Source organism: Sphaerospermopsis kisseleviana CS-549 (assembly GCF_028329225.1).
Lineage (GTDB): Bacteria > Cyanobacteriota > Cyanobacteriia > Cyanobacteriales > Nostocaceae > Sphaerospermopsis > Sphaerospermopsis kisseleviana.
In genome coordinates this window covers 1-23424 of sequence record NZ_JAQMTI010000061.1, presented here as the reverse complement: position 1 = coordinate 23424, position 23424 = coordinate 1, and the positions used below count along the sequence as shown (strand labels likewise).

General features: G+C 36.0%; 13 protein-coding genes and 1 pseudogene. 10 read left to right on the top strand and 4 right to left on the bottom strand.

Annotation, left to right across the window (positions count from 1 at the left end):
* The first annotated feature begins 751 nt into the window (after positions 1 to 751).
* From PN497_RS04205 to PN497_RS04190, 4 genes are all read left to right on the top strand, one after another.
* Positions 752 to 3712 carry a helicase-related protein gene (locus tag PN497_RS04205; protein ID WP_096564981.1) on the top strand — a complete coding sequence of 987 codons (2961 nt, stop codon included), beginning with the start codon at positions 752 to 754 and terminating at the stop codon, positions 3710 to 3712.
* Positions 3713 to 3767: 55 nt separating this feature from the next.
* Positions 3768 to 4538: an Rpn family recombination-promoting nuclease/putative transposase gene (locus PN497_RS04200; RefSeq protein ID WP_096564979.1), complete on the top strand. Its 771-nt coding sequence runs from the start codon at positions 3768 to 3770 to the stop codon at positions 4536 to 4538.
* A gap of 160 nt (positions 4539 to 4698) precedes the next feature.
* A complete protein-coding gene (locus tag PN497_RS04195; protein WP_096564977.1) occupies positions 4699 to 5097 on the top strand; it encodes a four helix bundle protein in 399 nt (132 codons plus the stop codon).
* Between the two features lie 29 nt (positions 5098 to 5126).
* Entirely contained in the window at positions 5127 to 9164 is a 4038-nt protein-coding gene (locus PN497_RS04190) for an Eco57I restriction-modification methylase domain-containing protein (protein ID WP_272109688.1), read from the top strand.
* Positions 9165 to 9976: 812 nt separating this feature from the next.
* Here the strand turns inward: PN497_RS04190 and PN497_RS04185 are convergent.
* The gene (locus PN497_RS04185) at positions 9977 to 10249 is read right to left on the bottom strand and encodes a hypothetical protein (protein ID WP_096564975.1); all 273 of its coding nucleotides are present in this window, start codon (positions 10247 to 10249) and stop codon (positions 9977 to 9979) included.
* Positions 10250 to 10683: 434 nt separating this feature from the next.
* On the opposite strand from PN497_RS04185, the gene PN497_RS04180 reads away from it, so the two are divergent.
* Genes PN497_RS04180 through PN497_RS04170 form a run of 3 tightly spaced genes read left to right on the top strand, consistent with a single transcriptional unit; the run spans position 10684 to position 16855 of the window.
* The gene (locus tag PN497_RS04180) at positions 10684 to 10974 is read left to right on the top strand and encodes a nucleotidyltransferase family protein (protein ID WP_006278641.1); all 291 of its coding nucleotides are present in this window, start codon (positions 10684 to 10686) and stop codon (positions 10972 to 10974) included.
* The gene (locus PN497_RS04175; protein ID WP_096564973.1) at positions 10964 to 11305 is read left to right on the top strand and encodes a HepT-like ribonuclease domain-containing protein; all 342 of its coding nucleotides are present in this window, start codon (positions 10964 to 10966) and stop codon (positions 11303 to 11305) included. Before PN497_RS04180 ends, PN497_RS04175 begins: the two co-directional genes overlap by 11 nt.
* A gap of 24 nt (positions 11306 to 11329) precedes the next feature.
* Positions 11330 to 16855, top strand: a complete 5526-nt coding sequence (locus tag PN497_RS04170) for a DEAD/DEAH box helicase (protein WP_096564971.1) — start codon at positions 11330 to 11332, stop codon at positions 16853 to 16855.
* Positions 16856 to 17148: 293 nt separating this feature from the next.
* Here the strand turns inward: PN497_RS04170 and PN497_RS04165 are convergent, their stop codons facing one another.
* Positions 17149 to 18738 (bottom strand): S8 family serine peptidase, encoded by a 1590-nt coding sequence (locus PN497_RS04165; protein WP_409349317.1) that lies wholly within the window; start codon positions 18736 to 18738, stop codon positions 17149 to 17151.
* Between the two features lie 116 nt (positions 18739 to 18854).
* Here PN497_RS04165 and rpe point away from each other — a divergent pair, with 116 nt between their 5' ends.
* Positions 18855 to 19562, top strand: a complete 708-nt coding sequence (gene rpe / locus PN497_RS04160) for a ribulose-phosphate 3-epimerase (protein WP_096564968.1) — start codon at positions 18855 to 18857, stop codon at positions 19560 to 19562.
* 321 nt (positions 19563 to 19883) lie between these two features.
* On the opposite strand, the pseudogene PN497_RS04155 reads toward rpe, so the two are convergent.
* Positions 19884 to 20159: pseudogene (locus tag PN497_RS04155) on the bottom strand (winged helix-turn-helix domain-containing protein); the annotation flags it as partial.
* A 199-nt stretch (positions 20160 to 20358) separates the two neighbouring features.
* Here PN497_RS04155 and PN497_RS04150 point away from each other — a divergent pair.
* Both PN497_RS04150 and PN497_RS04145 read left to right on the top strand, forming a co-directional pair.
* Positions 20359 to 21222 carry a M23 family metallopeptidase gene (locus PN497_RS04150; RefSeq protein ID WP_096564966.1) on the top strand — a complete coding sequence of 288 codons (864 nt, stop codon included), beginning with the start codon at positions 20359 to 20361 and terminating at the stop codon, positions 21220 to 21222.
* A 197-nt stretch (positions 21223 to 21419) separates the two neighbouring features.
* Positions 21420 to 22019 (top strand): peptidoglycan-binding domain-containing protein, encoded by a 600-nt coding sequence (locus PN497_RS04145; RefSeq protein ID WP_096564964.1) that lies wholly within the window; start codon positions 21420 to 21422, stop codon positions 22017 to 22019.
* A 116-nt stretch (positions 22020 to 22135) separates the two neighbouring features.
* On the opposite strand, the gene wecB is transcribed toward PN497_RS04145, so the two are convergent.
* Positions 22136 to 23251, bottom strand: a complete 1116-nt coding sequence (gene wecB / locus PN497_RS04140; protein ID WP_096564962.1) for a non-hydrolyzing UDP-N-acetylglucosamine 2-epimerase — start codon at positions 23249 to 23251, stop codon at positions 22136 to 22138.
* Positions 23252 to 23424: the final 173 nt, after the last annotated feature.

Genomic DNA, 23424 nt, shown 5'->3' with positions numbered 1-23424 from the left:
GGAAATCAGTGCAGGATTTTTCAGGGGTATACTCCTAAAAGCGTGCATTTTCCGGGTGAAATTTCAAAGAATTGGTTACTAACAGATCACCCAAACTCTTGCCTATTCCCTGCCTTAACGAAGAGACTTTTTCAGCAAACCCTAACTAATGACTAACATCTAATAACTAACATCTAATGACTAATAAGCTGTTGTGCATTTAATTTGTATAAGTGGAACAGGCATCTTGCCTGTTAAACAAGAGTTCAGAACATTAGGGTTATACAATTTAGCTGTGTAACAGCTTAATCTCTAGAAACCTAACCCCCCTTCCCCCCTTCCCTACAAGGGAATGGGGGTTTCAAAGCCTCTCCCCGCGTCGGGGAGAGGTTTGGAGAGGGGTTTATTTATACATTAAAAACTTTTCAAACATCCTGTAAGAACCTCTTCTCTCCTGCCTTGCCATAACGACAATTTTTAACGCCTACCTACTTATATGGGTATTACTTGTTAAAAATTACTCAACAATTGTTCCTTGGCTGAAATTCACCTAATTTTCAGCTATTTTTATCTGTATTTGTACAAATATTACAATTTTTATCATATAACTAAAAAATGTCACTTTTTGTTACACACTTGCATTTGCTTGATTCAATAGCTTTATACTAAACCTTAATATTAATAATCACTAAAACAGCCTGTGATCTCAGGTAGTGAAGAGGTATCCTTTCTGCCCAGTTTACACGGCTAACTTTGCCAACACAGGGAAACAATGACAGATACATTAAATTGCACCCCCGGATCTATAGTTAGTTGTCGTAGTCGGCAATGGGTAATATTACCAGATGAAAACCCAGATTTGATCCGCCTTTGTCCCCTGAGTGGTAACGAAGAGGAAATCATTGGTATTTTTCGGCACTTAAACCTAGAAACCCTAGAACCGGCTACCTTTCCTCACCCCACTGCTGACAGTATAAAAGACCACAGCACAGCTTTATTATTGATGGATGCTGCACGGCATTTATTACGTAGTGGGGCGGGTCCTTTTCGCTGTTTGGGTAGGTTGTCATTGCGTCCTCGTCCCTATCAATTAGTACCATTGTTAATGGCTTTAAGGTTAGAAACGGTCAGGTTATTAATTGCTGATGATGTGGGTATTGGTAAAACCATTGAAGCTGGTTTAATTGTCAGGGAATTATTAGACAGGGGAGAAATTGCCAGAATTGCTGTATTGTGTCCTCCCCATTTATGTGATCAATGGCGACAAGAATTAAGAGAAAAATTCCATATTGATGCTGTGGTAGTTCGTTCTGGTACAGCTTCTAAATTAGAACGGGCAATACCTAATGGTTCTCATATTTTTAGTTATTATCGTCATATAATTGTGAGTTTAGATTATGCCAAATCAGAACGGCGAAAAGCTAGTTTTATCGCCCATTGTCCAGATTTTGTGATTGTAGATGAAGCTCATACTTGTACCCGTGCTAGTGGTAAGAGTACATCCCAACAACAACGACATCAATTAATTACTGAAATAGCTGAAAAAACATCCCGTCATTTATTATTACTTACTGCTACCCCCCATAGTGGAATTGAGGAATCTTTTTTATCTTTATTGGGTTTATTAAAACCAGAGTTTGCTAATTTGACTTTGGATCAACTCACAGAAACAGAACGAGATAATTTAGCTGGTCATTTTATCCAACGACGACGGGCAGATGTAAAATTGTGGTTGGGGAATGAAACACCTTTTCCAGAACGTCAATCTGATGAAGAACCCTATAAATTATCTAAAGAGTATAAAGAACTATTTGAGGAAGTTTATAATTTTGCACGGGGGTTAGTAAAAACTACTACCGTAGATATGACTTATGCCCAACGTCGGGGGCGTTATTGGTCAGCGTTGGCTTTGATTCGCTGTGTGATGTCTTCCCCTGCTGCTGCGATCTCTACTTTAAATCGTAGTTTAAATCGAGAGTCGGGGGAAATGCGAGAGTCGGGGGAAATGCGAGAGTCGGGAGTCGGGAGTCGAGAGTCGGGGGAAATGCGAGAGTCGGAAAATAATAATTACGAATTATTCAGTTCTTATGTTTATGATCCTACGGATTTGGAACAAGCGGTAGATGCTGCACCCAGTGTAATTATAGAACAGGGACTACAAAGTTATAAAGATGTTGATAAACGCAAACTGCGGAGTTTTATTCAAGCTGCGGAAAAATTACAGGGGAATAAAGACCAAAAATTACAAACTTGTACTATTTATGTGCAGAATCTTTTAGCAAATAATCATCACCCGATTATCTGGTGTCGTTATATTGCTACAGCTAATTATGTAGCTGAAAATTTAAAGCAGAAGTTAGAAAAGAAAGGTTCTCAAATTCGGGTAATTGCTATTACTGGAGAACAGTCAGAAGATGAGCGAGAAGTGAGATTAAATGAATTAAAATCCTATCCCCAAAGAATATTAGTTGCTACTGATTGTTTGAGTGAAGGGATAAATTTACAATCTCATTTTAGTGCGGTTATTCATTATGATTTACCTTGGAATCCCAACCGTTTAGAACAACGAGAAGGGAGAATTGACCGTTATGGACAAATAGCAACTCAGGTGAAAAGTTGTTTACTTTATGGTCAAGATAATCCTGTAGATGGGGCGGTTTTAGAAGTTTTAATTCGTAAAGCGGTACAAATACATAAAACTCTGGGAATTACTGTTCCAGTACCAATGGATAGTACCACTGTTTCGGAAGCGGTGTTTAAGTCTTTATTTGATAAAAGTACGGATGCACAACAGTTATCTTTATTGGATTTATTAGATGAGGGAGAATCTGCTGTTGAACAGGTGCATAAACAATGGGATAAGGCGGTGGAAAGGGAGAAAATCAGCCGGACTCGTTTTGCACAAAGGGCAATTAAACCTACAGAAGTTGAACAGGAGTTATTAGAATCTGATGAAATTTTAGGTAGTGAAAAAGATGTAGAAAGATTTGTTAAAAATGCTTGTGAAAAGTTAAATTGTGGTTTGATTGAAAAAAAGCAAGGATGGTTATTACCGTCAATTCCGAGTTTTTTACAACTCGTTTTAGGCAATGAAAAACGTTTAATTACTTTTACTACTCCTGCACCGGAAGGGGTGGAATATGTAGGGCGAAATCATCCTTTGGTTGAAGGTTTAGCACGGCATATTTTAGAGGTGGCTTTACTGAATAATCAAAATGATTTAGTCGCTAGATGTGGTTTTACAATTACGGATACTGTGAGTAAACGGACTACTTTATTGTTATTAAGATTGAGGCATTTATTAAAACAAAAGGTTAAACAAGAAGTTAAACAAAAGGTTAGTAGTAGTGCTTCAGCACCATCAGAAAAGAATGCGCTAAAACGCAACTACGAACTATTGGGAGAAGAATGTGTAGTTGTTGGGTTTACAGGTCCACCCTCTAACCCGGTTTGGTTAGCACCACTGGAAGCAAAAGCTTTGTTGGAACAAGCTAACCCTGTGGGGAATGCTGTTAACCCTAAACAGGAAATTGAGGATTTTTTAAATTCTTTTGATGAGTTAACAGCAGATTTAGAAAAGTTTGCAAAAGAGCGATCGCTTTGTTTATCTCAATCTCATCAACGAGTGAGGAGAATTACTAAGGAGGTGGATGTTAAGGTTACACCACAATTACCGATGGATTTATTAGGTGTGTACATTTTACAACCAGGGAAACGTAAAAATAGTTTATAATTTTTGTCGGAATTAGGATGTACAGAATTATTAATTACCCGTTACCAAAATTGTCATGAAAACTGATACTATTTTTTATGAACTAATTAAAGAACTACCACAAGTCTTTTTTGAACTAATTGGTAAACCTGAAGTCAACCCTAATATTTATGAATTTACAGCACCAGAAGTTAAACAACGATCTTTTCGGTTAGATGGTCTATTTTCCACCCTTCCAGGTTTTGAAACAGAAGCTTTGTACTTTTTAGAACTCCAAATATATAAAGATGAGGAATTTTATGAGCGACTTTTTGGGGAAATTTTTGTTTACTTTCGTCAATACAAACCAGCTAATTTAGAATGGTATGTAATTGTTATTTATGATAGAAGAACTCATGAAATACCACCTCATCCCCGTTATCAAAGCTTGATGTCAAATCATGTCCGTTGTATTTACCTCAATGAACTTACTAATGATAATGAATCCTTAGAAATTGGTATTGCTAAATTATTTGTAGAAACTCCTAAAAAAATTGCTTCCCTAGCTCAAAAATTAATCAATCAAGCTAGAGAAAATTTAACTGATGAAGACTTGCGGTTAAAAGTGTTAGCATTTATTCAAGGTATTATAGTCTATAAATTTCCAAATCTTACACTGGAGGAAATTCAAACCATGCTTAATTTAGGTGAAGATATAGAAAAAACTGCTTTTTATCAAAGTATCCTGAAAAAAACCAAGTTAAAAGTTGTACCAACACTACTAGAGAAAGGACTTAGTATTCAGGAAATTGCTAAATCATTAGAATTAGATTTAGAGGATGTCAGAAAAGTTGCAGATGAACAATAAATGAATCATAAGTAATTTCCTAGTTTTTATTTTGTCTATTTATTTGAAAATTAAGAACTAGGAAAATCTCATTAGGTAATTCGTAATTCGTAATTCGTAATTCGTAATTCGTAATTCGTAATTCGTAATTCGTAATTTAAGAAAGAAGAAGCAAGGGAGGATGTTAAAGGTGACAAACACAAATGCAAATGTAAATATCAAAACCAACAATCATATCACGATTACAGATAGAACAAAACAATTTGCTATTAGAATTATTAAGGCTTGTTACTTTCTTGATGAAAAATCAGGAGTTTATCGGACAATATCTAAACAATTACTTTGTTCTGGTACTTCCATTGGTGCAAATGTTAGAGAATCTCAATCTGCTCAATCTGATAAAGACTTTATTCATAAATTAGAAATAGCTCTTAAAGAAGCTAGAGAAACTCAATATTGGTTAGAAATATTAATAGAATCAGAGTTGGTGAGTAAACCAAAATTTACTTCTCTTCTCCAAGAAGCTAACGAAATTGGGAAAATCTTGGTCGCTTCTACCAAAAAACTCAAAGAAAAATAATTACGAATTACGAATTACGAATTAAAACTATGATTGGCGTACAATTTGAAGGAAACTTACTCGCAGCAGATATTACCACCGAATTATTAACAGGTAATATCAAAGGACAAACATCGGCAGATTTTGGGTTATCGAAAACTGATAAACTTGAAGATGAAATTGCGATCGCCTGGGGTGATGTTAAAGCTTATTGGGTAGCATTTCAACGTCAATTAGAAAGGTTAAACCCTGAAGATACTGCTACCAGCGTTACCCGTGAAATGTGGGCTGTTCCTTTGTTACGTAGTCTTGGTTATATCCCCGTATATACCCCGAAAGCTGAGGTAGTGGAGGGACAAACCTATGCTATCTCCCATCGTGCAGTATTACCATCCGACTCTTCAATTACGAATTATCCCCCGATCCACATTATTGGTTGTCGTCTGGATATTGATAAACGTCCTCCCAGTGGCACACCCCGGTTATCAGCACACGCTTTAGTACAGGAATATCTCAACAAGACTGAGCATCTTTGGGCTATAACTACTAATGGTTTTCGTTGGCGGTTATTACGTGATTCGTCTTTGATGACTCGCCTTACTTATATCGAATTTGACCTAGAGCAGATTCTTAATGGCGAAAATTTTGCGGAATTTGGTCTATTTTATCGGCTTTTCCACCGTTCCCGTTTACCCCAAACTGCGGATGATGCGGATAAGTGCTTGTTGGAATATTACCATCAAGAGAGTTTGCAGCAAGGGGGAAGGGTACGCGATCGCCTCCGCGATGGTGTAGAACAAGCATTAAAACAACTAGGAAACGGCTTTTTACAACATCGTGATAGTGAAAATCTCCGCCAAAAACTATCTAATAATTACGAATTACGTTCGCGTAGCGTTTCCGAAGGAAATATTACGAATTACGAATTATACCGTCAATTATTAAGATTAATCTACCGTTTATTATTCTTAATGGTGGCAGAATCTCGCAACTTATTATTAATTGGAGAAGATACAGAAAAAGCGAGAATTTATTTAGAATATTACAGCATTGAAAGATTAAGAGAATTAGCAGAACGTCCCCGCTATCGTCGGGAAGGTTTTCAAGATATTTGGCAAGGTTTACGGGTGACATTTAAGTTATTTGATGAAGATTGGCGCGGACAAATATTGGGGTTATCACCTTTAAATGGTGATTTATTTGGTTCACAAACATTGACAGATTTAGATGATTGTGGTATTGATAATTATGATTTATTAACTGCCATTCGTTATTTATCTTTGTATGAAGATAAAGGGCAATTACGCCGGGTAAATTATGCTGCTTTAGATGTAGAAGAATTGGGTAGTGTCTATGAAAGTTTATTAGATTTTCACCCACAAGTTAACAATAATCAAGGCATTTATGAATTTAATTTAGTATTTGGCAGTGATAGAAAAACCACAGGTTCTTATTACACCCCTCCCCAACTTGTCCAACAATTAATTAAAACAGCATTAGAACCAGTAATAGAGGAGAAGTTGCGAGAGTCGAATAATAGGGAGTTGGGAGTCGGGAGTCGAGAGTCGGGGAATAATGGGGAGTCTGAAATTACGAATTACGAATTACGAATTACGAATTACGAATTATCCCTATTAAGTATTAAAGTCATAGATCCTGCTTGTGGTTCTGGTCATTTTTTATTAGCAGCAGCGCGACGCATAGGTAAAGAATTAGCGAAAATTAGAACCGGGGAAGCACAACCCGCACCAGAACCTTTAAGAATTGCCATTAGAGATGTAATTCAAAATTGTATTTATGGCGTAGATTTAAATCCTTTAGCGGTAGATTTGTGTAAAGTGGCTTTATGGATAGAAGGGTTTTCTACTGGTAAACCATTGAATTTTTTAGACCATAGAATTAAATGTGGTAATTCTTTGGTAGGGGTATTAGATTTAGATTGTTTAGATGGGGGTATTCCTGATGATGCTTTTAAACCAGTGACGGGAGATGATAAAAAATTATCTATAAATTTGAAAAAGCGCAATAAAAAAGAACGAGAAAATCAAGGACAATTATCTATTTTTGAAACTTCTGCTAATGATAGTTACATCTTTGCTAAATTATGGCAAGAATTAGCGGAATTTTCGGAAAATACACCCCAGGAAGTTAAAGAAAAAGAGCGAAAATATCAGGATAATCTTTTAGATGATCATTGGTGGTTGAAAAAAGCAGCTTGTAATTTATGGACTGCGGCATTTTTCATGTATTTAACTGAACATAATTTACAACTTTTACCAACTACAGCAACCCTAGACAGATTAAAACGGGAGACTGTGCAAAAAATCCTCAATTCTCAATCTAATTACGAATTACGAATTACGAATTACGAATTACAAGGGTTAATTGATGCTGCGAATAATTTAGCTAGTCAATATAATTTCTTTCATTGGCCTTTGGAGTTTCCCGAAGTTTTTAACCCTCAACCCGAAAATTCAAATAATTACGAATTAGGATTTGATTGTGTTTTGGGTAATCCTCCTTGGGAACAATTACAACTTGATCCACGAGAATTTTTTGCGGTTCGTGATTCTAAAATTGCAGAAGCTCAAAATATGTCAGTCAGAAATAAAATGATTGAGAAGTTAAAGAAAGATAATTCTCATTTATATAATGAATTTGAATTAGCAAAACATGATATTGATGCTTACCAAAAATTTATTCATTCTAGTAACAGATTTCCTTTAACAAGTTTTGGAAGAATTAACCTAGCTCCATTATTTGCTGAACTTGGTAGAAATCTTTTAAATTCAAAAGGTAGAGTAGGTGTTATTGTACCTACGGGTATTGCAACAGATTCATTTAATCAACATTTTTTTAGTGACTTAGTGAAAAGACAAAATTTAGCAAGTCTTTATGATTTTGAAAATAGAGAAGGGTTATTTTCTTCTGTAGATAGCAGAATGAAATTTTCTTTACTTGCTTTGAGTGGTAAACCAATTAAACGCGGTAATTTTGCTTTTTTCTTAACTCAACCTAAACAATTAGAAAATCAAACGCGGTTGTTTCAACTTTCACCTCAAGATATAGCATTAATTAATCCTAATACTCTCACTTGTCCAGTTTTTAGAAGTAGTAAAGATGCAGAATTAACTAAAAAAATATATCAAAATGTGCCTGTTTTAGAAAATGAAAATACTGGAATTAACCCTTGGGGTATTTCATTTATGCTAATGTTTATGATGAATACCGATAGCGGGTTATTTCACACCCAAGATCCCCAACAAGATCCCGGACTTCTCAAAGAAGGGGATCTGAAAGTACCATTATATGAAGCGAAAATGTTTCATCAATTTGATCACCGCTGGGCGACTTATACAGATAATGGTGATACTCGTGATTTAACAGATGATGAAAAAAGCGATTTATCTTTTTCTGTTAAACCTCGTTATTGGGTAGATAAAAAAGAAGTTGAAAATAAATTAAGTGGGAAGTGGGATAAAAATTGGTTGTTAGGTTTTAGAGATATTACTAATTCAACTAATGAACGTACTGCGATTTTTAGTTTATTACCTAAAGTTGGAATTGGTAATAATGCTCCCGTAATTTTAACAAATATCAAAGAAGCAAAATTAATCAGTTGTTTATTAGCTAATTTTTGTTCACTAACTTTTGATTTTGTCACTCGTCATAAAGTTGGTGGAACTCACATGAACTTTTTCATAGTCAAACAACTTCCTATCATTCCCCCAGAAAGATACACAGAAAAAGACATAGAATATATCACCCCTCGCGTATTAGAATTAGTGTACACAGCGTGGGATATGCAACCCTTCGCGCAAGACATGGGATATGAGGGAGAACCTTTCATTTGGAATCCTAATAAACGCGCATTAATTCGAGCGGAATTAGACGCATATTACGCCAAACTTTATGGTTTAACCCGTGATGAACTGAGATATATATTAGATCCTGCGGATGTGTATGGTGCAGAATTTCCCAGTGAAACATTTAGAGTTTTAAAGAACAATGAAATCAAGCAATATGGAGAATATAGAACCCAAAGATTAGTATTAGAAGCGTGGGATAGAGTAATTCGTAATTCGTAATTCGTAATTCGTAATTCGTAATTCGTAATTATTTTGTCTGAATCAGGATAACCAGGATTAAAGGATGTACAGGATGTGATTGATAATTGATAATGGATAATTGATAATTGATAATTGTCTGAATCAGGATATCCAGGATTAAAGGATGTGATTGATAATTGATAATGGATAATTGATAATTGATAATTGTCTGAATCAGGATATCCAGGATTAAAGGATGTACAGGATGTAAGTGTTTTATTGTCTATGAAAAATAGAGATTTGGGGATGATGTTTAATAAATGAAACGTAAAGTTTTATACTATCTGCTTTCATTGGTCATTGGTTGACTATGAGGATAATTGTATTTTATCATCTTAAATACTCACCAATAAATTATCAATAACATCCTGTACATCCTCAAATCATGGACATCCTAATTCAGACAAAAAAATGTATTTTATCATCTTAAATATTCACCAATAAATTATCAATAACATCCTGTAAATCCTTTAATCCTGGACATCCTGATTCAGACAAAAAATTGTATTTTATCATCTGAAATATCCACCAATAAATTATCAATAACATCCTGTAAATCCTCAAATCCTTGACATCCTGATTCAGACAAAAAAATCAAACATCAAAATCAAGATATTTAATTACTCATGATTGTCTCTCCAATTTTCCCACATATAAGTTAGCTCACCTACTGTTATGATAGTAGTAGCTATATTTGTTTCTCCCACTTCCTTGATATAATCAAGAATTGTTTGATTTTTCAAGAAAATTAAACTACAATGATTAGTGTCTAAAAGATACATCATTCAAAATTATTCAAAAGGATTAATGCGATTATTAATTGTTACCTTACCTCTGGTTTCAGAAACCAACTCAAGACAGTCTTCTAAGTCATTTCCTACCCATGTACCAGCGTGACGCAAAATTGAACGTCCTGAAGCTGTCCTATAGTTAATTGTTTCCGATAAATTAGCTTCTTGTTTGTGTTTAATAAATTCCACAAACTCATCAATAAATTTGAGATTTTCTGGAGAAATCGTTAATAAATTTTGCGCTATTTTTTGTCTTAATTCCACAGAGTTCATAATTCTTAACTCCCAATTCTATATGATAAGATAATAAAATTATAGCATAAATTTCGTAATTCGTAATTCGTAATTCGTAATTCGTAATTCGTAATTCGTAATTCGTAATTCGTAATTATTTTGTCTGAATCAGGATAACCAGGATTAGAGGATGTACAGGATGTAAGTGTTTTATTGTCTATGAAAAATAGAGATTTGGGGATGATGTTTAATAAATGAAATGTAAAGTTTTATACTATCTGCTTTCATTGGTCATTGGTTGACTATAAGGATAATTGTATTTTATAATCTTAGATATTCACCAATAAATTATCAATAACATCCTGTACATCCTCAAATCCTGGACATCCTGATTCAGACAAAAAGTTTATGATTCCCGTGGAATAGCAGAAGATTAGTAAATTTAGGAGAAACTTATAACAAAATTAAAAACTATGAACAGAGAATATTTAATTAACTTTCTCAAACAGAACTTAACCACCATAAAAAGTTATGGTGTAACTTCCTTAGCTTTATTTGGTTCTTATGCAAGAGATGAAGCAAAAACTACTAGCGACATTGATTTATTAGTAGAATTTCAAGGTAAAGTTACCTTTGATGAATATATGGACTTAAAATTTTTCTTAGAAGATAACTTATCTCTATCCGTTGATTTAGTCACGAAAAAAATGTTGAAACCTCAAATTATTGATGCTGTAGAAAAGGATGCTATTTATGTCGCGTAGCTTAAAACTTTATTGTGATGATATTTTAATTAGTTGTGATAAAATTCTCCGTTATACTCAAGGATTAGATGAACGGAGTTTTTTTGCTGATGAATTAAGATTTGATGCGGTAATTAGAAATTTACAGGTTATTGGAGAATCAGTTAAACAAATTCCCCCAGAAATAAGAAATAAATATCCAGATATTGAATGGCGCAAAATTGCCGGATTACGAGATATTTTAGTTCATGCGTACTTCTCTTTAGAAGATGAGATTATTTGGGATATCATTCACACTAAAATTAGTCCTTTAAAATCAGCGATTTTAATTATTATTGCTCAAGAATTTTAAGTTATTAATTAAAAATTATACATTATGAAAATACCAGTCAAACTACAAGAACTCATCCAACAACCAGAAGCAGCAATATTATCTGTTAGTTCCCTCATGGGACAAAAATTAGCATTAGTAGACTGTACAAATATTGCTGAACTCACCGCAGAACAACTTGATTTAATTTTCACCCATATTCCCCAAGAATGGGATAATAAAGAAATCACAGAAATCTTTAATCCTGACACCTGTACACAAACCTTCACTAATCAATTATTAGTATATATTGATCAACGTTTAGGACGCACCCCCCAACTTTCCGTAATTACGAATTATGAATTACGAATTACGAATTATCTCGATATATTCAATTTCCGTAATCAAATTATAGGCGATTATCGTCGATATATAGAAAGTTTCTTAAAAATTCGTGATCCTAGAGTCGAAGAATTTGTCAATCAAGAACTAGAAAAAGGACAACTGTGGACAAATCCCCTAGTACAATTAAATCCTAAATATCGTCCTGGTGCAACAGTCAATGAATTAGTAAAAAACGGTATTCTCCATCCTGACTGTACACAATACTTCTCTAAAAATGGTGAACCTTTTAATTTCCACTATCACCAAAAACAAGCATTTGAAACTGCCCAAAAACAAGAACCTTATGTATTAACAACGGGTACAGGTTCAGGAAAAAGCATGACTTATGTTGTCCCCATTTTTGATGACTTACTGCGTCATCCAGAAATTCAAGGAGTTAGGGCAATATTAGTATATCCCATGAACGCCCTGATCAACTCCCAAGAAGAAGAATTAAAGAAATTTCTTAACAACGTTCCTAATAGTCATATTCGCGTTGCTAAATACACCGGACAAGAAAGTTTAAGTACAAAAACCGAAATTCAAAATAACCCACCTCACATATTATTAACCAACTACGTGATGCTGGAATTAATGCTTTCCCGCACCCAGGAAGAAAAACTTGTTGCATCCCCAGAATTAAAATTTTTAGTATTAGATGAACTGCATACTTATAGAGGTAGACAAGGTGCAGATGTAGCGATATTAATTAGAAAATTACGTCAACGCTGTGGAAAAATTGGAAATAATGGGGAGTTGGGAGTCGTAAGTCGGGAGTCGGGAAATAATAATAATTACGAATTACCTTCGCGTAGCGTTTCCGCAGGAAATAATAATTACGAATTACGTTCGCGTAGCGTTTCCGAAGGAAATATTACGAATTACGAATTATTATGTATTGGTACAAGTGCTACCATGTCCACAGAAGGAACACGCGCACAACGTCGTCAAGTAGTTGCAGATGTCGCAAGTAAATTATTTGGTGTGGAAATTAAACCTGATAACGTCATTGACGAAACCTTAGAACGTTCTATTAAACGTCCTGAACCTACCATTACAGAACTACGAGAAAGCATTGATAGAGGTTTACCACCAGAGACAGAACAAACATTAGAGAATTTCCAAAATCATCCTTTAAGTTATTGGATAGAAATGACCTTTGGTTTAGAAGATAAACAAGGTCATCTTGTGAGAAGAACACCCATAAGTTTAGAAAATGGCGCAGAAAAATTAGCTGATGAAACTCAATTTTCTTTTGATATTTGTTTAGATGTTCTCAAACAGATGTTTTTATGGGGAAGTAAAGTTAAAGGTTTAGCTTTTCGACTTCATCAATTTATCTCCCAAGGTGGTAGCGTTTACTCTACCATTGAAAGTCCAAAAAAACGCTTCCTCACCCTAGAAGGACAATATACCACCACAGAAGAACGGTTACTTTATCCCCTCGTCTTTTGTCGGGAATGCGGACATGATTATTATGTTGTTAATTACAACGAAGATAAACAAATAGTCCTTCCCCAACTCCCCACAGCATTAGATATGAATCCTGAATATGCTGATATTCAAGCTGGTTATCTTACCTTAGATGAACCAGAACCTAATTTTCATATTTGGGATGCTTATAAAGATGAAGACAGACTTCCTGACTCCTGGTTTACGGAAACTAAAAAGAAAGGACGAGTTCCTAAAAAAGATTATGCTAAATTCATTCCCCAAAAATTACAAATTCTCCCCAACGGAAAAGTTACAACTTCTCCATTACAGGGAACAACTTGTTGGTTTGTTCCTAGACCATTTCGCGTGTGTTTAAATTGTGGTGTGGTTCATGATGGAAATAAAAACGAATTTACCAAACTTTCGCGCTTGAGTAGTGAAGGTAGAAGTACCGCTACAACCCTCCTCTGTTTATCCACTGTCAGCCGTCTAAAACAAGTTTTCACAGGCGAAAAAGCCCAAGCTGCCAAAATTCTCAGTTTTACCGATAATCGCCAGGATGCCTCATTACAAGCGGGGCATTTTAATGATTTTGTGCAAACCAGTTTTTTACGTGCTGCTTTATTAGGTGCATTGCAAAGTAAAGGTAAACTTACTCACGGTGAATTAGTGAGTGAAGTTATTAAACAAATGGGAATATCTCAAAAAGATTATGCTAAACAAACAGCAGAATTTGGTAGAGGTAAAACACGCAATGAAAAGGCTTTTCAACACTTAATTGAATATCGTCTTTATGAAGACTTACGCAGGGGATGGCGTTTAGTTCAACCTAATTTAGAACAGTGTGGACTTTTGGTAATTGAATATGATGGGTTAGAGGAAATTTGTACAGATAAAGCTATTTGGAATAAACACCGTCATCCAGTTTTGTTACAAGCAACTCCTCAAGAAAGATTGACTGCTGCTTTAGCTTTATTAAATCATCTGCGTCGAGAATTAGCAATAGACGCTAGGTTACTTCAATCTGATAATAAAGATTCTTTACTTAGAGATGTTTTTCAAGCAATTAAAGAACCTTGGGTATTTGATGAAAATGAACAATTGCATTTTGCCAAATTTGCCATTATTGATGGTAATTATAAACCAAAATCTCAACAAAAAGCCCCGGTAAAATTAACCAGTAGAAGTAAAGTAGGGCTGTTTTTACGTTCTCCTAAAGCTTGGTCATTACGCAGTGAATTGTTAACAGAAACAGAGTACAATAGTTTAATTAGTACCTTCGTTGCAGCTTTAGCTGATGGTGGTTTTTTAACCACTAAAAATGGTATTCAATTACAAATTAGTTCCTTGGTATGGAAATTTACAATATTAACTGAAATTTCCCCTGACCCTCTTGCATCTAAGCGTTTACAGGGTCAAGAAGATGCCAAAATACCTGTTAATAGATTCTTTCAAGAATTTTATCAAACTAACGCCCAAACTATTAAAGCAATGGAAGGGCGAGAACATACAGGACAAGTTAAAACTCAAGCACGTCAAGAACGAGAAGAAAGATTTAGAAAAGGGGAATTAGCGAGTTTATTCTGTTCTCCAACAATGGAATTAGGTATAGATATTTCTGACTTGAGTGTGGTTCACTTACGTAATGTTCCCCCCAGTCCCGCAAATTACGCCCAACGTAGCGGACGTGCGGGGAGGAGTGGACAGGAGGCTTTGGTAATAACTTATGCTGCCATTGGTAGTGGACATGATCAGTATTTCTTCCAACGTCAACAGCAAATGGTAGCTGGTGCTGTTGCTCCGCCTAAGTTAGAATTAGCAAATCAGGATTTAGTTAAATCTCATGTGTATTCAATTTGGTTAGCACATACAGGAGTTTATTTAGATGACTCCATGAACAAAATTCTTGATTTAGATGTTACTAATTATCCCCTGAAAAATAGTGTACGTGAACAATTAATACTTAGTCCTGGGAAATTAGCTGAATGTCTCCAAGCTACTCAGTCAATACTTGCAGATACTTTTTGTCAAAGTGATTTACAAAAAGCCTCTTGGTATTCTGTACATTGGCTACAATTTACCCTAGAAAATGCACTGAATACCTTTGAGAAAAAATGCTGCAAGCGGTGGCGTGAACTTTATGATGGTGCTGTCAAACAAAGAGATCAGGCTAACATCATAATTAGTCGTTCTGCTGCTGGTTATGTTACAGATGAAGAACGCAAAAACGCTGAAGCTCAAGCAAGAGAAGCACAACGACAAATAGATTTACTGGTAGGACAAAACCAAGGTAAGAGTAATAGCGAATTTGAATTTTATCCCTATCGCTACTTTGCTGCTGAAGGATTTTTACCAGGGTTTAACTTCCCCCGCTTACCTGTGAGAGTATTTATACCCACTAATGATGGAGGTGAATTTATCTCTCGTCCCCGTTTTGTCGCTTTACGAGAATTTGCACCCAGTAATATTATTTACTATGAAGGTAGTAAATTTATGGTGTCAAAAACCAAAGTACCTGTAGGGGGAATTGAAAGTCAATATCAAAGAGTAAGCTGTTGTTTTAACTGTGGTTATTTCCATCTAGATGATGCGCGTGATACCTGCGAAAACTGCGGTGCAAAAATTAAACCTGATAGTTCTCAAAACCTAGCTAAATTAAATCGTGTGTTGTCAATGGAGACAGCATTTACTCGCAGAAGAGAACGTATTACCTGCGATGAAGAGGAAAGATTGAAATATGGTTATAATATTACTACCCATTTCCGTTATGCAGATCAAAAACCAGAATCTGGCACAGTTTTAGCAGCAGATAATACACCATTATTTAAGTTAACCTATGGAGCAACAGCTAAATTATGGCGTATCAATAGAGGACTGAAGAAAAACACCGAAGAAAGAGGGTTTAAATTAGATACTAAAACAGGTAATTGGGGAGATACAAAAAATAATTTACAAACCAACTCACTACCAACAAATTTACCTCCAGAAACCTTACACACCGAAGTAAATTTAATGGTAGATGACACTTGCAATATTCTTGTCATCGAACCTTTGAATGTTCCCCAAGATAACAAAGAAGCGTTTATTGCTACTCTCCAACATACCCTAGAAACAGCAATTCAAGCAGTTTATAAATTAGAACCAGATGAACTGGACTCAGAAAGATTAGGAGAAGGAAAATATTTACTATTTTGGGAAGCATCAGAAGGTGGTGCGGGGGTATTATCTCAACTACTCCAACAAGCAAATGCTTTTATCAAAATTGCCAATGCTGCTTTAGATATCTGTCATTTCTTAGAACCCAAGGATACCTGTATTCAAGCTTGCTATGAGTGTTTACTTTCCTACAGGAATCAATTTGACCATCCGTTAATTAATCGTCATCTGATTAAACCTTTACTGGATGAACTGCAAACAAGTACAGTAGAGATATCAGGTGTGTTCAGGGATGAAAAATATCAAAAATTGCTTTCTCAAACAGATCCAAACTCTGATTTTGAACGAGTGGTTTTACAGGAGATTTATCAACGGGGGTATAAATTACCTGATGCTGCACAGGAATTGATTCCTGAAGCAAATTGTAAACCAGATTTTGTGTATAAGGAAGAAGCGATCGCTCTCTTTTGTGATGGTTCAGTTCATGATAGTCCTGAACAGAAAAAGCAAGATAAAATTGAGCGCGATAATCTCAGGTATAATGCTAGTTATCAAGTTATAACTTTGCGGTACGATGAGGATTGGCGTGAGAATTTGAAGGTTTTAGGGAGTTTGTAAACTGACCATTTATGGAAAAATTTATGATGTTTCTGTAATGATGTGAATAGGTTTCATGTCAATACTGTTCGGTTAAGGATTTTTGTAGGATTTTTGTAGGTTGGGTTGAACAAAGTGAAACCCAACAAATGTCTATAAATGTGTTGAGATAAAATTAACAATGAAAGCAAAAATCAGAGATACAGAAATCTATTTTGATATTGATGGTTGTGGTTTAATACGTCATAATTCAGAATATTTGATGATTTTATATTAGTTATAATAAGGTGATTTTAACCACTATTATCAAATAGCTAATTTCCGGGAACTGTCCACCATGCTAAGGAATAAGCTTGAGTTGGTTCGTTGACTTGTTGTTGAAACTGCACACGAATTTTATATTTACCATTAGCAGGAACAGGACAAAAAATATGCTCTACATTATCAATTTCACTCACAGAAGCACAAGTAGCAATTTCCGTTTTTTGTGCATCTGCTGATACTAGAAATAAATCCAGATTATTTAAACCTTTATCTATAAAAGTTTCATCTTCATCATATAATTGATTTTGGTTTTTATCATTTAATTCTACTAATCGATCCCAAGTTAAGGTGACAGCAACAAAACTATTTTGTTTTAATGGTTTTTCTAAACTATATTCTAAGGCAGAATTAGCATTAATTTTGTTATAATCCCAACCAATAGCCGGAACAGGTGCGGTAGGTTGCCATTGACCAAACATAAATTGTTGATAAGCACGAAAGGCGTTTAAATGTCCAGCACCCATTTGATCATCTAAGGGAATTTTGGGATTTTTGTAAGCATCGGAAATAAACCAATCTCGATTTTGCTTATCAACTAAATTCCTGGTCATTCCCAACCGCAAACCATCACCATTGTCTTGAATTTTTTCGGCTGAATTTAATAATACAGCTTTCATAACTTGATGATTTCTTGCATCAATAGTCCAATTTGGTTGTTTAATTCTTAACTGTCTATCGGCAAATTCTTGTAATAATGCAATGGTAGCTGTTAGGTGAGGAGCAGCAAAACTTGAACCTGTAGCGTTGTTTAATTTACCATCGGGATTAATTACAGGAATATTAGTACCAGGAGCAACTAAACCAATGGATCTGCGTCCACCAATATTAAATTCTTTACCTGCGAGGCGATCGCCTACTCCTTGATTATTTCCTGCTAAATTAGAAACATGAACTTTATTAAAAATTCCCTCCCTAGCAGATGAAAAAGCCACGTTCATTGCGTTAAAATTATCTGTAGGAATGGGAATCCCACCTTTGCCTTGATTTCCGGCGATCGCATACACCACATTATGCACCCGACTTGACCAGTCAATACATAAAGTCAGCAAAGCTTGACCATCTAAAACCGCATTTGGTCGAGGATCACGGTACAAAGGTTCACCAAAACTAAAGTTAATAGCACGAACATCACCACCATTTTGTAATGCTATATGTTGAGTGGATAAACACTCTTCCGCTTGACCCATATTTCTGGTAGATCCCACCGCAGAAGAATATAATTTTGCGTCTGGTGCAACTCCTGTCCAAGCTTTATCTTTACTGATCATCACCGTAGCCACATTATAAGCATGAGGGTCTACACCAGAATTTGATTTAGCTGGTGTATTGCGTAAAAACACCGCTACAGGAGAAATAGCGCGATTTTTAGAGACTGCTTTATCTAACCCAAACATACCAGGACGACCGATTTCTACCTGACCGATCGCAATTTTGCGCCCAGTTAAATTGTATGGTGGTTGATGTAATTTAAGTGCATCAATACCACTACTGCCCAGAGAACTGCTCAACTTTACAAATGCCAATACAGGCACAGTTAAACAGGAAACAGCCAAACCGCAGATTATCCAGAATTTTTTCATAGTCATTAGTTATTGGTTACTTTCTTCCCAGTCCCCAGTCCCCAGTCCCCAATTTCCAAAAAATCCATATTTTGTTACAATGCCTACAGACAAGGACGATTAAGAACCCGCTAACCATGACCCAAAACCCATCTCAAAAGCCTATAGTTATCTCTCCATCTATCCTATCAGCAGATTTTAGTCGTCTGGGTGACGATATTCGTGCTGTAGACAAAGCGGGAGCAGATTGGATTCACGTTGATGTAATGGACGGACGTTTTGTACCTAATATTACAATCGGTCCTCTGGTTGTGGAGGCGATTCGTCCGATTACAACCAAACCTCTGGATGTCCATTTAATGATTGTGGAACCAGAAAAATATGTAGAAGGTTTTGCTAAAGCTGGTGCGGATATTATTTCTGTACACGCTGAACATAACGCTTCACCTCACTTACACCGGACTTTGGGACAAATCAAAGAACTTGGTAAACAAGCTGGTGTTGTGCTAAACCCCGGTACACCTTTAGAATTAATTGAATACGTACTGGAACTGTGTGATTTAGTGCTAATTATGAGCGTTAACCCCGGTTTCGGTGGACAAAGCTTTATTCCTAGCGTAGTTCCCAAAATTCGTAAACTGCGTCAAATGTGTGATGAACGCGGTTTAGATCCTTGGATCGAAGTTGACGGTGGACTCAAAGCCAATAACACTTGGCAAGTTTTGGAAGCCGGCGCTAATGCTATTGTAGCGGGTTCTGCTGTGTTTAACGCTCCTGATTATGCAGAAGCAATCAATAACATTCGTAACAGTAAGCCTCCTACTAAGGAATTAGTGGCTGTTTAATTGAATACTGTTAACTGAATATAGCGTTTCCCAGTCTCATGAGGTACACCCTAATTTATTCTCAATTCCCAATTCCCAATTCCCAATTCCCAATTCCCTAAGATAAAAAACTCTGTACCTCACTAACTTGGTAAATGCTATTTTACTTAAATCCTCGATTTCTTTGGGAAGTCGGGGGTTTATTTTTTTGATGAAATCTGGATTTTAGATCCCCGACTTCTTTTTTTAAACTTGTCAATAATGAATAATGCCAGTATTTATTATGGGATAAGGGTTTTATTTAGTTTCTGTAAATTACTTGACAACTCAGTGATGGATACGTTAATATATTTTTCTTTTTATCACTCTTAAACTAAATGCGCTCTCGTCCCAAAACCATACCTGTAAACGCTCTGGGGCTGATTTTGTTATTCTTAAAGATTCGGCTAATTTCTCTTTAAATAATCTACGTTTCTCTGGATTTTGTTTGTTCTCTAGACTGTAATTTGCCCAAAGGTAAACGTAATTTTTTCTCTCTAAAATTCTCCTTACTTGCGAACTACTTAACTTTATTCCTGTCTCTATTTCTAGATATGTCGCTAGTCTTGATGATGTCCATCTGCCAAATTCATATCCACATTCATCAGGGTTCGATAAAGTATGTCCACCAAGTTCCGATACTTGATCGGGCGTGGTTTTAGCTTACTCGATTTTCTTATAAACATACCGCATGGTAACAATTTTCCTGATACTAGGTGAGTAATGCTGAAACAGCAAATAAAGAACTTTAGAAAAGAACTTGAGAGTAGAGTTTTTTATGAACAAAAATACTATTTCTCGATTATGTGCTTATATCTTGATAGGGTTGATATCTTTAACAACTGTTATTAGTACAACTACCTCTGCATTACCTCCAGTAGTCAAAGCTTCCGCAGTTAACCAAACTCCTTTACCTAGTAGCAACTTAATTTGGCCGACTCAGGGGATAATTTCCCAAGGTTTCCGTAAACATCAACATGAAGGAATTGATATTGCGGGTGCTATGGGAACTCCTATTTATGCGGCTGCATCTGGTAAAGTGGTAAAAGCTGGTTGGGATGATTGGGGATTAGGTAATTTTATTGAAATTAAACACCCCGATGGTACTATGACAGTCTATGGTCACAATAATCGTTTGTTAGTTAGCAAAGGTCAAACGGTGACTCAAGGACAAATTATTGCAGAAATGGGATCAACAGGTAACAGTACAGCGCCTCATTTGCATTTTGAATTTTATCAAAATAGTCGATTAGCAATTGATCCTCTGAAACTTTTATCATCTTCCACCACTGCTAAACTACCCTTAGAGAAACCAGTTTCACCTTCACAACCCGTTCCCATCAATGTTTCACCCGTAAAAGTTAATCACGAATGTACTGGAATTATAGTGATCACAGGTGAAACTGCAAAAGCTCGTATTCAAGTCTGTAACGAAAATGGTCAACTTTTTTATATTGGGCAATTAAAGCAAGATACGAGTCAAGCTGTCAAGATACTTGCTTGGAATGTTGGTGAAAATAAATATCGAGCAGATAACGGTTCTTTTTCTTACTTAGTTAGTCCAGAAAAAGTAGAAGTATGGCGCAATGGTAGTCAAATTCGTTCTGATAATTTTGATAATTTCCAGCAAGCTAGTAATTAACTAGCAATTAAAAATACTGTTTAGTTCAGTATGTGATGATTACTTAAAAATACGGTACTGTGACAGTTGAAAGGCCGGAATAAGGTATTAACAACTCTGCTAAATTAGGAGTATAAAATACATCTAGATTAAATCTAGAAAAAAGCAAAGTCATTTTTTGCAATATCCCAATTATTTACATAAAGGAGCAGAAAATCATGGAATATATGGCTTATTCCTATATGTACATGGCTAATGAAGAGACTCCGGTTAATTTAGAATTGAATTTGCCCAAATTGCAGTTTAATTGGCAAAAATTACTCAAGTCTTCTGCTTGGTTAGCGTTAGCTGGTGTGAGTATTTTTGTTGCTTCCCTTGCTCCCCTTCAGCAAGCTTCCGCCGAATATGTCAGAACTAATGGTAGTTGTTTATTTATCCGTAGGGGTCCTAGCACCGCTAACTCATCTGTAGCTTGTGTACCTAATGGTACAAATATTGGCAATACTGGTAATGTGAGAAATGGTTTTGCTCAAATTACTTCTGGACGTTACCAAGGATATTATGTTGCGGAAAGATGGCTAGGTACTACTCCTGGTAGATATCGTCGTCATTCTGGGGTTGGTGTTGGTGGTCGAGTATTATTAAGACCAGGTGCTAGAGGTGAGCGTGTGAGAACTGTGCAAAGAGCTTTAGGGATCAGAGTTGATGGTGTTTATGGATCTAGCACTGCTAGTGCAGTTCGCAATTTTCAACGCCGAAATGGTTTGCTTGTAGATGGTATAGTTGGTCCTACTACTCGCAGGGCTTTGGGTATTTAGGGGACTGGTGACTGGAGACTGGTGACTGGGGAAGAAGCAAGGGAGCAGGGAGCAGGGAGCAGGGGGAAGTTAATGACCCAGTTACCAGTTACCAATTACCAATTACCAATTACCCATTACCAATTACTAATTCTCAAATAATTTTTCACAATTTGCAAAATGCGTTCTGCTGCATGGCCGTCACCAAAGGGGTTAATAGCATTAGCCATTGCTGTATAGGCTTCTGGGTTACTCAGTAACTCACTAGCAGCAGTAACAATACTTTCAGTTTCCGTTCCCACCAGTTTAGCTGTCCCGGCGGTGACAGCTTCTGGTCTTTCTGTGGTGTCTCTGAGAACTAACACGGGTTTACCAAGACTGGGAGCTTCTTCTTGTAAACCACCGGAGTCTGTTAATAAAAGGTGCGATCGCCCTATTGCTCCTACTAATTCACCATAATCTAATGGTTCTGTCAAAAAGATCCGGGGATGTTTACCCAATAATTGCTGTAAGGGTTCTCTCACAGTGGGGTTTTTGTGTAAAGGCAGTAATAAAGCGGTATCAGGAAATTTGTCTAAAATCTGTAAAAATGATTGGGCGATCGCTTGTAGTGGTTCACCCCAATTTTCCCGACGATGCACTGTAGCCAAAATTGTCCGATATTCACCCCAGTTTAAACCTGGTATCTCACAAGCTGGGTTGGTTGCAGCCACATTCAATAACGCATCAATTACTGTATTACCCGTTAAGTGAATTTCTCCCAAAACTCCTGAAGCTTGCAAGTTTTCCACAGCTAAGGAAGTAGGGGCAAAATGTAATTGAGTAATTTGGGAAATTAACCTTCTATTTGCTTCTTCTGGATAAGGATTAAATAAATCATCAGTTCTTAACCCCGCTTCCACATGACCCACGGGGATTTTTTGATAAAAAGCTGCCAAAGCAGCTGCAAAAGCAGTTGTTGTATCTCCTTGGACTATAACTAAATCTAAATTTAGTTCTTTAAATAAAGCTTCTAAACCTTGCAAACTCCTACAGGTAATATCATTGAGAGATTGTTTAGGCTGCATAATCTCTAAATTATGATCTTCCTTGAGGTTGAATAGCTGCATCACCTGTGCAACCATCTCCCGATGCTGTCCTGTAAGAATAACCTGTACTTTCACATCTGGAGAACTTTGGAAAACCTGAATTACTGGTGCTAGTTTAATCGCTTCAGGACGAGTACCTAAAATAATGCCAATTTTTTTAGTCATTAGTTATTAGTCATAAGTCATTAGTCATTAGATATTAGACATTAGACATGAGACTTTTGTCATTAGTTATTAGTTATTAGTTATTAGTTATTAGTTATTAGTTATTAGTCATTAGTTATTAGTCATTAGTTATTTTTACCCAATCACCAATCCCCAGTCACCAGTCACCAGTC

Bases quoted from the DNA above. Each gene is read 5' to 3' on its own strand.
- PN497_RS04205 (WP_096564981.1), top strand. From the start codon at position 752: ATGACAGATACATTAAATTGCACCCCCGGATCTATAGTTAGTTGTCGT.
- PN497_RS04200 (WP_096564979.1), top strand. From the start codon at position 3,768: ATGAAAACTGATACTATTTTTTATGAACTAATTAAAGAACTACCACAA.
- PN497_RS04195 (WP_096564977.1), top strand. From the start codon at position 4,699: ATGTTAAAGGTGACAAACACAAATGCAAATGTAAATATCAAAACCAAC.
- PN497_RS04190 (WP_272109688.1), top strand. From the start codon at position 5,127: ATGATTGGCGTACAATTTGAAGGAAACTTACTCGCAGCAGATATTACC.
- PN497_RS04185 (WP_096564975.1), bottom strand. From the start codon at position 10,249: ATGAACTCTGTGGAATTAAGACAAAAAATAGCGCAAAATTTATTAACG.
- PN497_RS04180 (WP_006278641.1), top strand. From the start codon at position 10,684: ATGAACAGAGAATATTTAATTAACTTTCTCAAACAGAACTTAACCACC.
- PN497_RS04175 (WP_096564973.1), top strand. From the start codon at position 10,964: ATGTCGCGTAGCTTAAAACTTTATTGTGATGATATTTTAATTAGTTGT.
- PN497_RS04170 (WP_096564971.1), top strand. From the start codon at position 11,330: ATGAAAATACCAGTCAAACTACAAGAACTCATCCAACAACCAGAAGCA.
- PN497_RS04165 (WP_409349317.1), bottom strand. From the start codon at position 18,738: ATGAAAAAATTCTGGATAATCTGCGGTTTGGCTGTTTCCTGTTTAACT.
- rpe (WP_096564968.1), top strand. From the start codon at position 18,855: ATGACCCAAAACCCATCTCAAAAGCCTATAGTTATCTCTCCATCTATC.
- PN497_RS04150 (WP_096564966.1), top strand. From the start codon at position 20,359: ATGAACAAAAATACTATTTCTCGATTATGTGCTTATATCTTGATAGGG.
- PN497_RS04145 (WP_096564964.1), top strand. From the start codon at position 21,420: ATGGAATATATGGCTTATTCCTATATGTACATGGCTAATGAAGAGACT.
- wecB (WP_096564962.1), bottom strand. From the start codon at position 23,251: ATGACTAAAAAAATTGGCATTATTTTAGGTACTCGTCCTGAAGCGATT.